The sequence below is a fragment of the Ensifer sp. 22460 genome, from assembly GCF_052044935.1.
Classification (GTDB): Bacteria; Pseudomonadota; Alphaproteobacteria; order Rhizobiales; family Rhizobiaceae; genus Ensifer.
Genome location: NZ_JBQENZ010000002.1, coordinates 150,314 through 167,458, shown reverse-complemented (window position 1 = coordinate 167,458; position 17,145 = coordinate 150,314). Strand labels below are relative to the sequence as shown.

General features: G+C 63.7%; 9 protein-coding genes. 8 read left to right on the top strand and 1 reads right to left on the bottom strand.

Features of this window, described 5'->3' with window-relative positions:
- Positions 1-86 precede the first annotated feature (86 nt).
- On the top strand, positions 87-1,904 hold the full coding sequence (locus ACTJKM_RS03020) for a GGDEF domain-containing protein (protein ID WP_058326671.1): 1,818 nt from the start codon (positions 87-89) through the stop codon (positions 1,902-1,904).
- Here the strand turns inward: ACTJKM_RS03020 and ACTJKM_RS03015 are convergent.
- Complete coding sequence (locus ACTJKM_RS03015) at positions 1,876-2,787, bottom strand: LysR family transcriptional regulator (protein WP_058326672.1); 912 nt, start codon at positions 2,785-2,787, stop codon at positions 1,876-1,878. The genes ACTJKM_RS03020 and ACTJKM_RS03015 overlap by 29 nt on opposite strands.
- 132 nt (positions 2,788-2,919) lie before the next feature.
- Between ACTJKM_RS03015 and ACTJKM_RS03010 the strand changes: the two genes are divergently transcribed.
- The 7 genes from ACTJKM_RS03010 to glgB all read left to right on the top strand — a co-directional run bounded on the left by ACTJKM_RS03010 (position 2,920) and on the right by glgB (position 17,060).
- On the top strand, positions 2,920-3,954 hold the full coding sequence (locus tag ACTJKM_RS03010) for an aldo/keto reductase (RefSeq protein ID WP_058326673.1): 1,035 nt from the start codon (positions 2,920-2,922) through the stop codon (positions 3,952-3,954).
- A 162-nt stretch (positions 3,955-4,116) separates the two neighbouring features.
- Entirely contained in the window at positions 4,117-7,443 is a 3,327-nt protein-coding gene (locus tag ACTJKM_RS03005) for a transglutaminase family protein (RefSeq protein ID WP_058326674.1), read from the top strand.
- The gene (locus ACTJKM_RS03000) at positions 7,444-9,852 is read left to right on the top strand and encodes a circularly permuted type 2 ATP-grasp protein (protein ID WP_058326675.1); all 2,409 of its coding nucleotides are present in this window, start codon (positions 7,444-7,446) and stop codon (positions 9,850-9,852) included.
- A gap of 17 nt (positions 9,853-9,869) precedes the next feature.
- Entirely contained in the window at positions 9,870-10,748 is an 879-nt protein-coding gene (locus ACTJKM_RS02995; RefSeq protein WP_058326676.1) for a transglutaminase family protein, read from the top strand.
- A gap of 178 nt (positions 10,749-10,926) precedes the next feature.
- Positions 10,927-12,168, top strand: coding sequence for a vWA domain-containing protein (locus tag ACTJKM_RS02990; protein ID WP_058326677.1), 1,242 nt, complete (start codon positions 10,927-10,929; stop codon positions 12,166-12,168).
- Positions 12,169-12,387: 219 nt separating this feature from the next.
- A complete protein-coding gene (locus ACTJKM_RS02985) occupies positions 12,388-14,853 on the top strand; it encodes a glycogen/starch/alpha-glucan phosphorylase (RefSeq protein ID WP_113513263.1) in 2,466 nt (821 codons plus the stop codon).
- Positions 14,850-17,060 (top strand): 1,4-alpha-glucan branching protein GlgB, encoded by a 2,211-nt coding sequence (gene glgB / locus ACTJKM_RS02980; protein WP_058326678.1) that lies wholly within the window; start codon positions 14,850-14,852, stop codon positions 17,058-17,060. The genes ACTJKM_RS02985 and glgB overlap by 4 nt, the downstream gene beginning before the upstream one ends.
- Positions 17,061-17,145 lie beyond the last annotated feature (85 nt).

The following is a 17,145-nucleotide window of genomic DNA, read 5'->3' as shown; positions in this document are numbered from 1 at the left end:
TTCGGATGGGTTTCTTGTCACACGACAAGAATTGTCGCGACAGCCCAAGCGATGAGCGGCGACATGAGTGGAGCAACTTCGCGTAAATGAAGAACAAAGGCGGCAGCTATACGCCCCCGGAAACGGGCGTTGCAGAAGCGCGCACGGCGAAGGCGCTGCGCCGCAAGCTCCAATGGCTGCTCGCCATCGTCGTTGCCTGCACCGGCGTGCTCGCCACCGAGATCATCGCCGCCTCCTATAGCGATTTCGTCATCGCTCGCCGCAACCTGACCGAAGTCATGGCCTTCTGCCGCGTGCTCGACGCTGCAAACTACCTCTCGGCCGAGCGCGGCCCGTCCAATGGCGTGCTCGGCATCGGCGTGGCACCCGGTTCGCCGGTCCAGGCCCGGCTTGCCGAGTTTCGTACCCGCAGCGACGCGGCGCTCGCCAAGCTCACCGAGGACATCGACGGTGCCAGCCGCACCGAACCTGCCGGCGCCCTCTCCCCCATTCTCGTCGAAGTTCGCCGCCGCCTGATGCTGGCGCGCGCCGAGATCGACCGCATTGCCGCGCTTCCGCCCGAACAGCGGGACCTGACGGAGATCCAGGCTACGATCGAGGCAATGTTCGGCGTCATCGACGCGCTTCGCCCGGCGATCGACTGGAACATCCAACGCCTGACCAACACCGACCCGAACCTTGCCGGCATCGCACTTGCGGCACAGATGCTCGCCAATCTGCGCGAGGACGGCGGTCGCCTCGGCTCGCAGGTCATGGCCCCGGTTGCTGTCGGCCAGCCGCTCGAAGCAAAGAACATCGCCGATAGCGAGCGCACACGCGGCAGGCTGCAGGAAATCTGGTCCATCGTCGGCAAGCCCGGCGCCCTTCCCGGTCTGAAACCGGCCAATATCGCAGATCTCGCCAGGATCGACCGCGAGTTCTTCGGCGAAGGATTTGCGATCATCGACAGCATCGTCGCCATCGGCAGACAATCGGGCGCCTATCCGATGACCGCCGAGCAATTGACCGACCGCTTCGTCCCGAAGATGAAGCCGCTCGAGGATCTTCGCCGCGCCTTCATGGATGCGACCGTCGAGCGGCTTGCGGCAAACAAGACGCGGGCCTCGGTCAAGCTGGCGGTCGCCAGCCTTGCAACCTTCGCCCTGTTCCTAGTCTTGCTGGTTTTGATGCGCCGCGCCCGCTCGCTGGTCTTCGAACCGCTGCTCATCGCACGCCACAGCATCATCGAGCTCGCCAACGACCGTCCGATCGCCCGCCTTCAGGGCAAGGGCGGTGAAGGCGAGATGGGGCGCCTGTTCGACGCGATCGACGTGCTGCGCAAACGCCTCGACGAACGCGCGCTGTTGATGCAGCACCTTGAACATCAGGCTGAAACCGATGAGCTGACCGGCCTGCTCAACCGCCGGGCGCTGGAGCTCATCGGCGGCGCGGAAGACACGGCCGACAGCAGCCAGGACGCCTGCCTGATCCTGATGGACATCGACCATTTCAAGCAGATCAACGATACCCACGGCCATCTGGTCGGCGACATCGTGATCAAGGAAATCGCCCGCGTCATCCGCAACTCCGTGCGCAACTCCGATCTCGTCGCCCGTTTCGGCGGCGAGGAGTTCGCGGTCATCACGCCCGGCGACAACATCGAGTCGGCCCTTGCGCTGGCGGAGCGGATCCGGGCCAACCTTGCGCGCGAGCCGATCGTCGTTGCGGATGGACAGCAACTGAAGGTCACCGCCAGCTTCGGCGTGGCGGAGGGCCGAACCGCAAACGGCGGCTGGAAGCACCTGATCGAGTGCGCCGACACGGAGCTCTATCGCGCCAAATCCGAAGGCCGCAACCGCGTCTGCGGCCACCCGGCAGAGGCGACCCTTTCCCGCTTCACAAAGACGAAATCCGCGCGCGCGTAGCCAGAAAATCGAGCACGACCCGCACACGCGACGGCAAGGCTCCGCCTTGGCCGAGAAACACGGCATGAAAAGTCTCGATATCACCGGGATTGAGATGCTCGACCAGCGGCAGCAGCCGGCCGGCCTGGATATCTTCCCTGACCGTGAAGGTCGGAAGCCGGGCAAGGCCCACACCCGCAAGCGCAAGCTGGCGCAAGCCCTCGCCATCGCTGACCCGCACCCGTTCCGTCGGCGGCAGAACGATCTGCTTTTCATTCGACAGCAACGGCCAGCCATCGAACGCCCGTGTGTAGCTATGGCTCAGCCGGTTGTGCACCTCGATATCCTCGATGGTCTGAGGCACGCCAAAACGATCGAGATAGGATGGGGCACCGACGATCGTCATCGATGTGGTGCCGAGCTTGCGTGCGATCAGGCTCGATGTCTTGAGCGGTCCGGCGCGCACGGCGATATCGACCCGCTCCGCCATCAGGTCGACCACGGCATCCGTCTGCAGGATATCGAGGGAGACCGACGGAAACGCCGCCAGGAATTCGGGCAGCACCGGCATCAACGCATGCGTCGCATAGGACGCGCTGACATTGAGGCGCACCCGGCCCTCCGGCGTTTCGCCGGCGCCCGCCGAGCGCTCCGCTTCATCAATGTCGGCGAGGATGCGTACGACCCGCTCATAGAAGACGCAGCCTTCCGCCGTCAGTTGCAGCCGCCGCGTCGACCGGTTGACGAGCCGGACACCAAGCCTTTCCTCCAGTCGCTGGACGAGTTTGCTGACAGCCGAGGGCGTCATGCAGCAGACTTTTGCCGCAGCCGAGAAGCCGCCAAGCTCCACCACCTTGGCAAAAACCGCCATCTCCCCAGAACGATTGATCGTCAAGCGCGACATGTGACTTCAACTCACAAATGATGTTCCTTCATGAGGTCTACATCGCAAATGACCCCAACACCACGTTCTCCTTGAAGCGAGCATCGACGGCCGGTGTCTCGCGCGAACAAAGCCAACGAGGAGATTGAAGACATGGAATACAGACGGCTTGGATCATCGGGACTGAAGGTGCCGGCCTTGAGCTTCGGCGCTGGGACCTTCGGCGGCAAGGGGCCGCTTTTCAGCGCCTGGGGCAACAGCGACGCAGCCGAAGCGCGACGACTGATCGACATTTCGCTGGAAGCCGGCGTCAACCTCTTCGACACGGCCGACGTCTACTCGGACGGCGCCTCCGAGAGCGTGCTCGGCGCCGCGATCAAGGGACGGCGCGATGCCGTGCTGATTTCGACCAAGATCGCGCTGCCGATGGGCGACGGGCCGAATGATGCCGGCACGTCGCGAGCGCGCCTGATCAAAGGCGTCGACGACGCCCTCAAGCGGCTCGGCACCGATTACATCGACCTCCTGCAACTGCACGCCTTCGACGCCGGCACGCCGGTCGATGAGGTGCTATCGACTCTCGATAACCTCGTTACCGCCGGCAAGCTACGCTACATCGGCGCCTCCAACTTCGCCGGCTGGCAGTTGATGAAATCTCTGGCCGTCTCGGAGAAGCACGGCCTCGTGCGCCATGTCGCCCACCAGGTCTACTATTCGCTCGTCGGCCGCGACTACGAATGGGAACTGATGCCGCTCGGCGCCGACCAGGGCGTCGGCGCGCTGGTCTGGAGCCCGCTCGGCTGGGGCCGCCTCACCGGCAAGATCCGCCGCGGCCAGCCCTGGCCGGAAGGAAGCCGCTTGCACGATACGGCCGCTTACGGCCCGCCCGTCGACGACGGCAAGCTCTACGATGTCATCGACGTGCTCGGCCAGTTGACCGAGGAGACCGGCAAGACGGTTCCGCAGATCGCCATCAACTGGCTCCTGCGGCGCCCGACCGTTTCGAGCGTCATCATCGGCGCCCGCAACGAGGAGCAGCTCCGCCAGAACCTTGGTGCCGTCGGCTGGTCGCTGTCGCCGGAACAGATCGCCCGGCTCGATGAAGCGAGCAAGACGACGCCGGCCTATCCCTACTTCCCCTATTACCGCCAGGAAGGGTTTGCCCGCATCAACCCCCCGCTCGTCTAACCGCAATGGAGCCAGTCTTTCGCACGCCTGAACGGGCGTGCGAAAGCGCTGCAGCGCCTTGATTTTCCTCAGCCACTTTCGCGCTTGCTTTCTTACTTTGCATTGCACAAACTTCCCGGAGATGGGGGCGCAAGACCTACCACGAAGGGGATCAAATTCGGCATGTCGATCAAGGCCAGTATCTATCACCTGACCCACTACACCTATGACCGTCCCGTAAGGCTGTCGCCGCAGATCATCCGGCTGAAGCCTGCGGCTCATTCCAAGACGAAGGTCATCAGCCACTCGCTGAAGGTTTCGCCCGCCAATCATTTCGTCAACCTGCAGCAGGATCCCTACGGCAACTACCTTGCCCGCTTCGTCTTTCCCGATCCGGTCAGCGAGTTGAAGATCGAGGTCGATCTCGTCGCCGACATGACCGTCTACAATCCTTTCGACTTTTTCGTCGAAGAAGAGGCGGAACACTGGCCCTTCCCCTATCCTGCAGATCTCAGCGATGATCTTGAGATCTATATGACGCCGGAACCGGTCGGGCCGGCGCTTGGCGCTTTCCTCGCGACAGTCGACCGCGCGCGGCAACGCACGATCGATATGGTGGTCGGGCTCAATGCGCGCCTGCAGCAGGAGATCGGCTACGTCATCCGCATGGAGCCCGGGGTCCAGACGCCGGAGGACACCTTGACGTCGGCCCGCGGTTCCTGTCGCGATTCGAGCTGGCTGCTGGTCCAGATCCTGCGCAATCTCGGCTTCGCCGCCCGTTTCGTCTCTGGCTATCTCATCCAGCTCACGCCCGATCTCAAGGCGCTCGACGGCCCCTCGGGCACCGACCACGACTTTACCGACCTGCATGCCTGGGCCGAGGTCTACCTGCCCGGCGCCGGCTGGGTCGGGCTCGACCCCACCTCGGGCCTCTTGACCGGCGAAAGCCACATTCCGCTTGCCGCAACGCCCCATTATCGCAACGCCGCGCCGATCTCCGGCGGCTTCTTCGGCGATCCCGACACCCGAACCGATTTCGCCTTCGACATGAAGGTGACACGTGTCGCGGAACATCCGCGCATCACCAAGCCGTTCTCCGACGAAAGCTGGGAAGCCTTGAACGCGCTCGGTGAACAGGTCGATCGCGTGCTCCAGGAAAACGACATACGGCTGACGATGGGCGGCGAGCCGACCTTCGTTTCGATCGACGACTTCGAGTCCGAGGAGTGGAACACTGACGCGGTCGGCCCAACCAAGCGCGAGAAGGCGGACGCGTTGATCCGCCGCCTGCGCGAACGCTTCGCGCCCGGCGGTTTCCTGCACTATGGCCAGGGCAAGTGGTATCCCGGCGAAAGCCTGCCGCGCTGGACCTTCTCGCTCTACTGGCGCAAGGACGGCGTGCCGATCTGGCGCCGCCCCGACCTCATCGCCGAGGAGGCAGGCCACCACGACGTCACCGCGAAGGACGCCGAACGTCTGTTGCATCTGATGGCAGGCGAATTGAGCGTGCCGACCGAGATGGTCCAACCGGCCTTCGAAGATCCCGCCGACTGGCTGCTGAAGGAGGCAAACCTCCCCGAGAACGTCGATCCCTCCAATTCCAAGCTGAAGGACCCCGAAGAGCGCAGCCGCATGGCCCGCGTCTTCGAACGCGGCCTGACGGCACCGACCGGCTACGTGCTGCCTGTGCAGGCCTGGAATGCGCGTGCCACTGGCGTGCGGTGGATGAGCGAGAAATGGCAGACGCGCCGCGGCCGCATCTTCCTCGTTCCCGGCGACAGCCCCGTCGGTTATCGCCTGCCGCTCGGCGCCTTGCCCTATGTCGCGCCCTCCGCCTATCCCTATATCCATCCGGTCGACCCGACCGTTCCCCGGAACGATCTGCCTGATTTCGCCGAAAGCAGCGCCCGCCCGCAGCATTCCCGCTTTCAAGCCGCGGAAGTACCGGAAAGCCCGCAGGCACAGCCACGCGACGAAATAGCCGGGCTGGTGCGCACCGCCATCAGCGTCGAGCCGCGCGACGGCAGGCTCTGCGTCTTCATGCCGCCGATGGCCAGCGTCGAGGAATATCTCGACCTCATCGCGTCCGCGGAACGCGCTGCAGCCGCGATCGGACTGCCCGTGCACATCGAGGGCTATGCGCCGCCTCAGGACGAGCGCATCAACGTCATCCGCGTTGCGCCGGATCCGGGCGTGATCGAGGTCAACATCCATCCGGCTGCCAGCTGGCAGGATTGCGTCGACATCACCACGGCGGTCTACGAAGAGGCGCGGCGGAGCCGGCTTGGCGCCGACAAGTTCATGATCGACGGGCGCCACACCGGTACCGGCGGCGGCAACCATGTGGTCGTGGGCGGCGCCAATCCCAATGACAGCCCGTTCCTGCGTCGTCCGGATCTTCTGAAGAGCGTCGTCCTGCACTGGCAGCGCCACCCGTCGCTTTCCTATCTGTTCTCCGGCCTCTTCATCGGCCCGACGTCGCAGGCGCCGCGCATCGACGAGGCCCGGCACGATCAGCTCTATGAGCTTGAAATCGCGCTTGCCCAGGTGCCGATACCGGGTTCGGCGACCCCGCCACCCCTGCCCTGGCTGATCGACCGGCTGTTCCGCAATCTGCTCGTCGATGTCACCGGCAACACCCACCGTGCCGAGATCTGCATCGACAAGCTGTTCTCGCCGGATGGTCCGACCGGGCGTCTCGGCCTCGTCGAGTTCCGCGGCTTCGAGATGCCGCCGAACGCCCGCATGTCGCTTGCCCAGCAATTGCTGGTGCGCGCGCTCATCGCCCGCTTCTGGAAGCACCCTGTTGATGGCCGCTTCGTGCGCTGGGGGACGACGCTGCATGATCGCTTCATGCTGCCGCACCATGTCTGGCAGGATTTTCTCGAAGTGCTCGCCGATCTTCGCGCCCACGGCTTCGACTTGAAGCCCGAATGGTTCGAGGCCCAGCTCGAGTTCCGTTTCCCCTTCTGCGGCGAGGTCGAATACCAGGACGCCAGGCTCGAAATCCGTCAGGCGCTCGAACCTTGGCACGTGATGGGCGAACAGGGCGCGATCGGCGGCACAGTGCGCTATGTCGACAGCTCGGTCGAGCGCCTCCAGGTCAAGCTCGATACCGCCAACCCCGAGCGTTACGCGGTCGCCTGCAACGGCCGGCCCGTGCCGCTGACGCGCACCGGCTCCAACGGCTCGGCTGTTGCCGGCGTCCGCTACAAGGCCTGGCAGCCTGCCTCGGGCCTGCACCCGGTCCTGCCGGTCAACACTCCCCTTACATTCGATATCTATGATACATGGTCGAATCGGGCGATTGGCGGATGCATCTACCACGTCGCCCATCCGGGTGGGCGCAGCTACGACACGTTTCCGGTCAACGGCAACGAGGCGGAGGCGCGGCGCCTGTCGCGGTTCGAGCCCTGGGGTCATACGCCAGGAGGATATCCGCTACGCCCGGAAAGCCCGTCGATGGAATTCCCGATGACGCTTGATCTCAGGCGTCCGCCAGGAGCGTAAATGGCGAAAAAGCAAACAGCCGCCGAGAGCCATCGGGGCACCGAGGACGATCCGGTCTTCGGTTACCGCGCCCTTCCTGATATCGCCGACGAGATGCTCGACCGGGAAGGCAATGTCCGCCCCGTCTGGCAGCGGCTACTCGCGACCCTGGGGCGGCTCGACGAAACGGAACTTGCCAACCGCTTCGCCCGCGCCGACCGCTACCTGCGCGATGCTGGCGTCTTCTATCGTGTCTACGGTGCCAAGGAGGCTTCTGACCGGAACTGGCCGCTGTCGCATATCCCCGTCCTGATAGACGAGAAGGAATGGGCAACGGTTTCGCAAGGGCTCGTGCAGCGTGCCGAACTGCTGGAGAAGGTGGTCGCCGATGTCTACGGCGAGAACCGGCTGGTGCGCGAGGGCCTCCTGCCGCCGGCACTGGTCGCCTCAAACCCGGAGTTCCTGCGGCCGCTCGTCGGCGTGAAGCCGGCCGATGGTCATTTCCTGCATTTCGTATCCTTCGAGATCGGCCGCGGCCCCGACGGCAATTGGTGGGTGCTTTCGGATCGCACGGAAGCGCCCTCCGGCGCCGGCTTCGCATTGGAGAACCGGGTCGCGACCACGCGCGCCTTCTCCAATCTCTACGCCGAATCCCATGTCCACCGACTGGCGGGCTTCTTCGGTGAGTTCCGAGACGCGCTTCAGAGCCGCAAGCTGCATCCGGATGACCGCATCGCCGTGCTTTCGCCCGGCATCGCCAACGAGACCTATTTCGAACACGCCTATATCGCCCGCTACCTGGGCTTCATGCTGCTTGAAGGTGAAGACCTGACGGTCCTGGGCGGCCGGGTGATGGTGCGAACCGTCGCAGGCCTCAAGCCGGTGGGCGTGCTCTGGCGCCGCCTTGATGCCGCCTTTGCAGATCCCCTCGAGCTCAACCAGTCCTCGCATATCGGCACACCCGGCATCGTCGAGGCGCTTCGCGCCGGCTCCGTCTCGATCGTCAACGCACTCGGCACCGGCATCGTCGAGACACGCGCCTTCCTCGCCTTCCTGCCGGCGATCTGCCACCATTTGCTCGGCGAAGAGCAGAAGCTGCCCTCGATCGCCACCTGGTGGTGCGGACAGCCGGCCGAGCGCGAACAGGTCGCTGCCAACCTCGATCGCATGGTCATCGGCCCGGCCTATGCGACGCGCCCCTTTTTTGATGACAACGGCCAGTCGGTGCTCGGCGCCACGCTCGACGAGAATGCCCGCGCCTCGATCGCCGATTGGCTCGGCGCCGAGGGCGGCAATCTCGTCGGCCAGGAGGTCGTCACGCTCTCGACCACCCCCGCCTGGGTTCGCGGCCGGCTGACGCCACGGCCCATGAGCCTGCGCGTCTTTGCAGCACGCACCCGTGACGGCTGGCAGATCATGCCCGGCGGTTTCGCCCGCATCGGCTCCGGCGACGATGTCGCGGCAATCGCCATGCAGGCAGGCGGCACCGCCGCCGACGTCTGGATCGTCAGCGACCGGCCGGTGGAACGCACGACGCTGCTTCCGGCCGAAGAGAGCTTCACCCGCAACATGCCGGGGAGCCTGCCGAGCCGGGCAGCCGACAATCTCTTCTGGCTCGGCCGCTACATCGAGCGTTCGGAAGGGGCGCTGCGCATCCTGCGCGCCTGGCATGGCCGCTTCGCCGAAACTGCGGACCCGGACCTGCCGCTCCTGAGGGATGTCAGCGACTATCTCGGCGCGCTGGACATCGACACGCGCCAGGCGGTGCCCGACAGCCTGCTTGCCAACATCTCCAGCGCCCTTTTCAGCGCCGGCAACATTCGCGACCGGTTCTCCCCGGACGGGTGGTTGGCGCTCAACGACCTGTCGCAGACGGCGCGCAAGTTTCACGCGACGGTGCAGGCCGGCGACGATGCGACCCGCGCGATGACGGTGCTGCTCCGCAAGCTCGCCGGCTTTGCCGGTCTCGTGCATGAAAACATGTACCGTTTCACCGGGTGGCGCTTTCTGTCGATCGGCCGATACCTGGAGCGCGGCCTTCACATGACGCGGCTGCTCGGCCATATGTCGGGCCCGGATGCGCCCGACGGCGCCTATGACATGCTGCTCGAGATCGGCGACAGCGTCATGACCCACCGCCGGCGCTACAATGTCAGCACCGCCGCCTTGACCGTGACCGACCTTTTGGCGCTCGACCCGCTCAACCCGCGCTCGGTGCTCTACCAGTTGAACGAGATCAAGACCGAGGTGGAACTGCTGCCGAACGCCTTCGTCAACGGGCAGATGTCACCCTTCTACCGCGAGGCGATGCGCCTGCATTCGGGCCTCGCGGTGATGACGCCGGAAGCGATGAACCTGGGTGTCTACAATCGCCTGGAGCGGGATCTCGAAAGCCTGTCCGATCTGCTCGCGCGAACCTATCTCGGCTAGCGGGCGAAGGGACGGACATGCTCTACGATATCAGCCTGAAGATCACCTATGACTATGAAGTACCGGTTTCCGGCGGGCGCCATCTCGTGCGCGTGATGCCGGCGACGCTCCCCGGTCGCCAACGCCTCATCGTCGGTTCGCTGAGCTGCCAGCCAATGCCGGCCGAGCGCGCCGAAAGCGTCGACTTCTTCGCCAACCCGTTCACCTCGATCCTGTTTCGGTCCTCTCACGACGACCTGACGATCCGCATGCAAGCGCGGGTACAAGTAGAGCCGCAGCCCTTGACCGCGGACTTTTCGCCTGACCTCGCCGGCCTGCCGGCCGAGCTCTCCGCTTGCTGGTCCGTCGACGCCGAAGCACCGCACCACTTCACGGGACCAAGCCCGCTCCTGCCGGAAGCACCTGACATTGCCGCCTATGCGCGGGCAATCGTCACGGACACCATGACGGTCCGACAGATCGCCGCGGCAGTTTGCAAGCGCATCCACCACGATTTCACCTATGACGGCGAGGCCACGACGGTGAACACGACACCGGGCGAGGCGTTCAAACTGAAGCGCGGCGTCTGCCAGGATTTCGCCCATGTAATGATCGTGGCGCTGCGAAGCCTCGGCATCCCCGCCGGCTATGTCAGCGGCTTCCTGCGGACAATCCCTCCACCCGGCAAGGAACGCCTCGAGGGTGCCGACGCCATGCACGCCTGGGTGCGGATCTGGTGCGGTACCACAGGCGGCTGGCTCGAACTCGACCCGACCAACAATATTCCGGCAGGAACCGACCATATCGTCGTCGGTCACGGGCGCGACTATGGCGACGTTGCGCCCGTCATCGGGGTCCTGAAGAGCTATGGCAGCCAGACGACGAAACAGGCCGTCGACGTCATTCCCGTGCCCTGACCCGAATTGACACACCACAATTCTCATTTTCATACACGGCATATGCCGCGGAACCCGCTGTAAGCACTGGTTTTCCTGCATTCCGTTAAAATTGCAGCGATCGCCGGAACGAAATCGTAAGCCATCGACGCTATTGATGCCCGCAAGCTTGCAACGTGTTCCTTTGGGGTGTGCAAAGATGGGAAGACGATACACTGTAGGCCGGTCCTTCGTAGCGATGCTCAAGGACCGGGGTGGCAATTTCGGCATTATGGCCGCACTCGCAGCGCCATTGATATTGGCAGCCGGCGGCGTCGCCATAGATATGGCCGGCATGATGACGGCCAAGAACCAAATGCAGGATGCAGCGGATGCCGCAGCGCTTGCGGCGGCCTCTTCTCTGGTTGCGAAGGATCCACCGACGATTGCGAAGGCAAAGGAAATAGCCGCGGCCTTCCTCAAGAACCAGTCGGGCGGCACCGCCGTCGACGTTCCTGGCGGGCAGGATCCAGGCGGCACGGGATCGCTGGCCAAAACCGCTTCGGCGGAAGCGTCGACGGCCGGCCAGCCGGTCATCGACATCATTGAAAGCAGCAATGGCCCTACCGGTAGGGCCTACAACGTCACGGTCCTGAACAAGCAGACGTTCCAGTTCAACGCGATGACACGCCTGCTCGGAAAGACATCAATCAACATCGAAACCCGTGCCACCGCCGAAAGCGCGACAGAGAGCAAGAATGCGCTCTCGATGTATCTGGTGCTCGACCGCTCCGGCTCCATGGCCTGGAAGACCAATACCAAGGACACGACCAAGACGTCGTGCCCGAACTACACGGAATCGAACTGGAGCAAGTATCCGAACCTGAAGGCAAGCAACCCCTGCTACGTGACGAAGATCGACGCGCTGAAAAGCGCTGTCGGCGATTTGGTCAAGCAGCTGAACACCGCCGACCCGAACACTCTGTATGTCCGCACGGCGGCCGTCTCCTACAATTCCGCGCAGGACACGGCAGGGAACCTCGCATGGGGTACAACCGGCACCTCGACTTATGTGAACGCCCTTGTCGCAACAGGTGGCACTGCATCGGGCAACGCGTTCAAGACAGCCTACAACCGCGTTGCCGCGACGACCGAGGATGACGCCCACAAGGCTAAGAACGGCCAGGTTCCCACAAAGTACATCGTCTTCATGACCGACGGCGACAACAACAACACGAGCGACGACACGACAACCCTGACGTGGTGCGACACCGCACGAAAGAACAAAGTTCAGGTCTATACCGTCGCCTTCATGGCGCCCGATCGCGGCAAGGCGTTGCTCAAGGCCTGCGCTACGACCGAAGCGAATTACTTCCAGGCGGAAGAAGCCGCCGATCTGATCGCAGCCTTCAAGGCGATCGGCGAAAAAGCCTCGGCCATGGCTACGCGCCTGACGAAATAAAACACCAAACCCGTGCCCTTCTTGCCGCCCGGTCCTGCCGGGCGGCATTTGCTTTCGGTATCGCCGGTCTGCTCCACCAACGACTTCCCACCGTTTGAGACAGTTCTAATCCATTTAAAAACATCTGTTGCAAGCGCTTCGGATCGATGCATAAATTGCCTTTATCCCCGGTCGGGTCCGGCCTGCGACCTCCCAACGCAAAAGGGTAAAGACAGTTTCATGATGAACAGGCTCTCCACCAACGACGTGCCGCAGCCCGCCCTGAGGTCGTCCGAACCCGGCCAGCTCGCCGTCGAAATCCTCGAACGCCTGAAGTATCGCATCGGCAAGGATCCGAAGGTTGCCAAGCCGCACGACTGGCTGACGGCCGCGATCCTGGTCGCCCGCGACCGCATCACCGACAAGTGGATGGATTCCACCCGCAAGACCTATGCGACCGGTGCCAAGCGCGTTTACTATCTCTCGCTCGAATTTCTCATCGGCCGGCTGATGCGCGACGCCATGACCAATATCGGCCTGATGGACGAGATGCGTGATGCGCTCGCTTCGCTCGGTGTCGATATCGATGTCGTTGCCGAACTCGAGCCGGATGCGGCGCTCGGCAATGGCGGTCTTGGCCGTCTCGCCGCCTGTTTCATGGAATCGATGGCGACCGTCGACGTGCCCGCCTATGGCTACGGCATCCGCTACATGCACGGCCTCTTCCGCCAGCAGATGGCCGATGGCTGGCAGGTGGAACTGCCGGAAACCTGGCTTGCCCACGGCAATCCCTGGGAGTTCGAGCGGCGCGAAAGCTCCTACGAAATCGGCTTCGGCGGCGTCGTCGAAACCGCCAATGTCGATGAGGAAATCCAACGTTTCGTCTGGAAGCCGGCCGAACGCGTCATCGCCACGGCCTTCGATACGCCCGCCGTCGGCTGGCGGGCAAAGCGTGTCAACACGCTTCGCCTCTGGACGGCGCAGCCGATCGACCCGATCCTGCTTGCCGCCTTCAACGCCGGCGACCACATCGGCGCGCTGCGGGAGAGCAACAAGGCGGAAAGCCTGACCCGCGTTCTCTACCCCGCCGACGCGACGCCTGCCGGCCAGGAACTGCGGCTGCGCCAGGAATATTTCTTCTCCTCCGCCTCGCTGCAGGACATCCTGCGCCGGCATCTGCAGCAATATCCGGACTTCACCTCGCTGCCGGACGCCGTCGCCATTCAGTTGAACGACACCCACCCGGCCATCTCCGTTGCCGAACTGGTGCGCCTCCTGACGGATCTGCACGGCCTCGATTTCGAGCAGGCCTGGGACATCACCCGCCGCACGATCTCCTACACCAACCACACGCTTCTGCCGGAGGCGCTCGAAAGCTGGCCGGTGCCGCTCATCGAGCGGCTGCTGCCGCGCCACATGCAGATCGTCTACGCGATCAACGCCAAGATCCTCATCGAGGCTCGCCGGCAGAAGGGCGCAACGGACGACGAGATCCGCAACATCTCGCTAATCGACGAGAGCGGCGAACGTCGCGTGCGCATGGGCAACCTTGCCTTCGTCGGTTCGCATTCGATCAATGGCGTTTCGGCACTGCATACGGAGCTGATGAAGGAAACGGTCTTTGCCAACCTGCACAGGCTTTATCCCGATCGCATCAACAACAAGACCAACGGCATCACCCCGCGCCGCTGGCTGATGCAGTGCAATCCCGGTCTTTTCGGCCTGATCCGCGACGCGATCGGCGACGAGTTCATGGACAATACCGAGGCGCTGCAGGCACTCGATGCCTTTGCGGACAAGGCGGATTTCCAGGAGCATTTCGCCGCCGTCAAGCGCGCCAACAAGGTCCGCCTCGCCCAGCTCGTTCAGAGCCGGCTCGGCATCAGGCTCGATCCGTCGGCGATGTTCGACATCCAGATCAAGCGCATCCACGAATACAAGCGCCAGCTTCTGAATATCATCGAGGCGGTGGCGCTCTACGACCAGATCCGCTCGCATCCGGAGCTCGATTGGGTCCCGCGCGTCAAGCTCTTCGCCGGCAAGGCGGCGCCCAGCTATCACAATGCCAAGCTGATCATCAAACTCGCCAACGACGTCGCCCGCGTCGTCAACAACGACCCGGCAGTGCGCGGCCTCTTGAAGATCGTCTTCGTGCCAAACTACAACGTCTCGCTCGCCGAGATCATGGTTCCGGCCGCCGACCTCTCAGAGCAGATCTCGACCGCCGGCATGGAAGCGTCTGGCACCGGCAACATGAAGTTCGCGCTGAACGGCGCCTTGACGATCGGCACGCTTGACGGCGCCAATGTCGAGATGCGCGACTGGATCGGCGAGGAAAACATCAAGATCTTCGGTATGACCGCCGAAGAGGTGACGAAGGCCCGCGCAGAGGGCCACAATCCCCGCGCCATCATCGAAGGATCGCGTGAGCTGTCGCAGGCGCTCCAGGCGATCGCCTCGGGCGTCTTCTCGCCGGACGACCGCAACCGCTTCTCCGGTCTTATCGACGGCATCTACAATCACGACTGGTTCATGGTTGCGGCCGATTTCGAGGCCTATGCCAAGGCGCAGCGCGAGATCGACCAGCTCTGGACGACACCGTCCGACTGGTATGCGCAAGCGATCCGCAACACCGCACGGATGGGCTGGTTCTCATCCGATCGCACCATCCGGCAATATGCCGGGGAAATCTGGAGAGCTGGATGACGCCTTCGGCCGGCAAGGACCCGGAACCCGCAGCTTCAGGTCTGCTGTCAGCGCCGGATATCGCGGCCATTCTTTCGGGCACGCACGAAGACCCCTTCGCAGTCCTCGGCGTGCACCCCGCCGGCAAGGCCGTCCTTGCCCGCTGCTTCATCCCCGATGCCGAGACCGTGACGGTTGAAACGCTCTCGGGCAAGGAACTCGGAGCGCTCGAGCGGCGTCACGACTCCGGCTTCTTCGAAGGGTCCGTGTCGCTGAAGAAACCCCAGCCGGTGCGCTACCGCGCCCGCAATGAGGGCGGCGAATGGATCGTCGTCGATCCCTATAGCTTCGGTCCGGTGCTCGGCCCGATGGACGACTACTACATCCGCGAAGGTTCGCACCTCCGGCTCTTTGACAAGATGGGCGCGCACCCGATCCACCATGACGGCGCCGACGGCTACCACTTCGCCGTCTGGGCACCCAATGCCAAGCGCGTTTCCGTCGTCGGCCAGTTCAACGACTGGGACGGCCGGCGACACGTCATGCGGCTGCGCACCGACACCGGCATCTGGGAAATCTTCATTCCCGGCGTCGAGGGCGGCCTTGCCTATAAATACGAGATCCTCGATCGCAACGGCACGCGGCTGCCGCTGAAAGCCGATCCCTTTGCCCGGCGCTCCGAGCTTCGCCCCAATACCGCTTCCGTGACGACGCCGGAGATTGCGCAAACCTGGGACGACGAGGCACATCGCAAGCATTGGGCAACGGTCGATGCCCGTCGCCAGCCGATCTCGATCTACGAGGTCCATGCCGGATCCTGGCAGCGCCGCGACAATGGCGAGATGCTCTCCTGGGACGAACTGGCGGACCGGCTGATTCCCTATTGCGTCGACATGGGCTTCACCCATATCGAGTTCCTGCCGATCTCCGAATTTCCCTTCGATCCGTCCTGGGGCTACCAGACGACCGGGCTCTATGCGCCCACCGCCCGCTTCGGCGAGCCGGAAGGTTTTGCCCGTTTCGTCAACGGCTGCCACAAGGTGGGCATCGGCGTCATCCTCGATTGGGTGCCGGCACATTTCCCGACCGACGAGCACGGGCTGCGCTGGTTCGACGGCACGGCACTTTACGAGCACGAGGACCCGCGCCAGGGCTTTCACCCGGACTGGAACACAGCAATCTACAATTTCGGCCGCCAGGAAGTCCTGTCGTTCCTCGTCAACAACGCGCTCTATTGGGCGGAGAAGTTCCACGTCGACGGCTTGCGCGTCGATGCGGTCGCCTCGATGCTCTACCTCGACTACTCGCGCAAGCACGGCGAGTGGGTGCCGAACGAGTATGGCGGCAACGAGAACCTCGAGGCGGTTCGCTTCCTGCAGACGCTGAACACAGAAATCTACGGATCCCATAAGGGCATCCTGACGATCGCCGAGGAATCGACCTCCTGGCCGAATGTATCGCATCCGGTCCATGCCGGGGGTCTCGGCTTCGGCTTCAAGTGGAACATGGGCTTCATGCACGACACGCTGCAATATCTGTCGCGCGAGCCGGTGCACCGCAAGTTCCACCACAATGACCTGACCTTCGGCCTGCTCTACGCCTTCAGCGAAAACTTCGTTTTGCCGCTGTCCCATGACGAAGTCGTGCACGGCAAGGGATCGCTGATCGCCAAGATGGCCGGCGACGACTGGCAGAAGTTTGCCAATCTCAGGGCCTATTACGCCTTCATGTGGGGTTATCCCGGCAAGAAGCTCCTGTTCATGGGACAGGAATTCGCGCAATGGCGCGAATGGTCCGAGGAGCGCGCGCTCGACTGGAACCTGCTCGAATATCACCTGCACGAGGGCATGCGGCGCCTCGTGCGTGACCTCAACGGCACCTACCGCGCCAAGCCCGCCCTTCATGCCCGCGACTGCGAAGGCGACGGCTTTGAGTGGCTGCTTGCCGACGACCGCGACAATTCGGTCTTTGCCTGGCTGCGCAAGGCGCCCGGTGAAAAACTCGTCGCCGTCATCACCAATTTCACGCCCGTGTACCGGGAGAGCTACGCCATCCCGCTGCCGGTTGAAGGTCGCTGGAAGGAGATCCTCAACTCTGACGCGGAAATCTACGGAGGAAGCGGCAAGGGCAACGGCGGCGCCGTCTATGCCGGGAAGAGCACCACGGGAGCGATCATGGCCAACATCACGCTGCCGCCGCTGGCGACACTGATGCTGGAGCAGGAGTAAACTTCATCCGGTCCGCCCGCCGAAATCGGCAGGCGGAACGAGACTGTAAAATTCGAGGGCCGCAAGGCGTCGCCAAAAGCCGCCG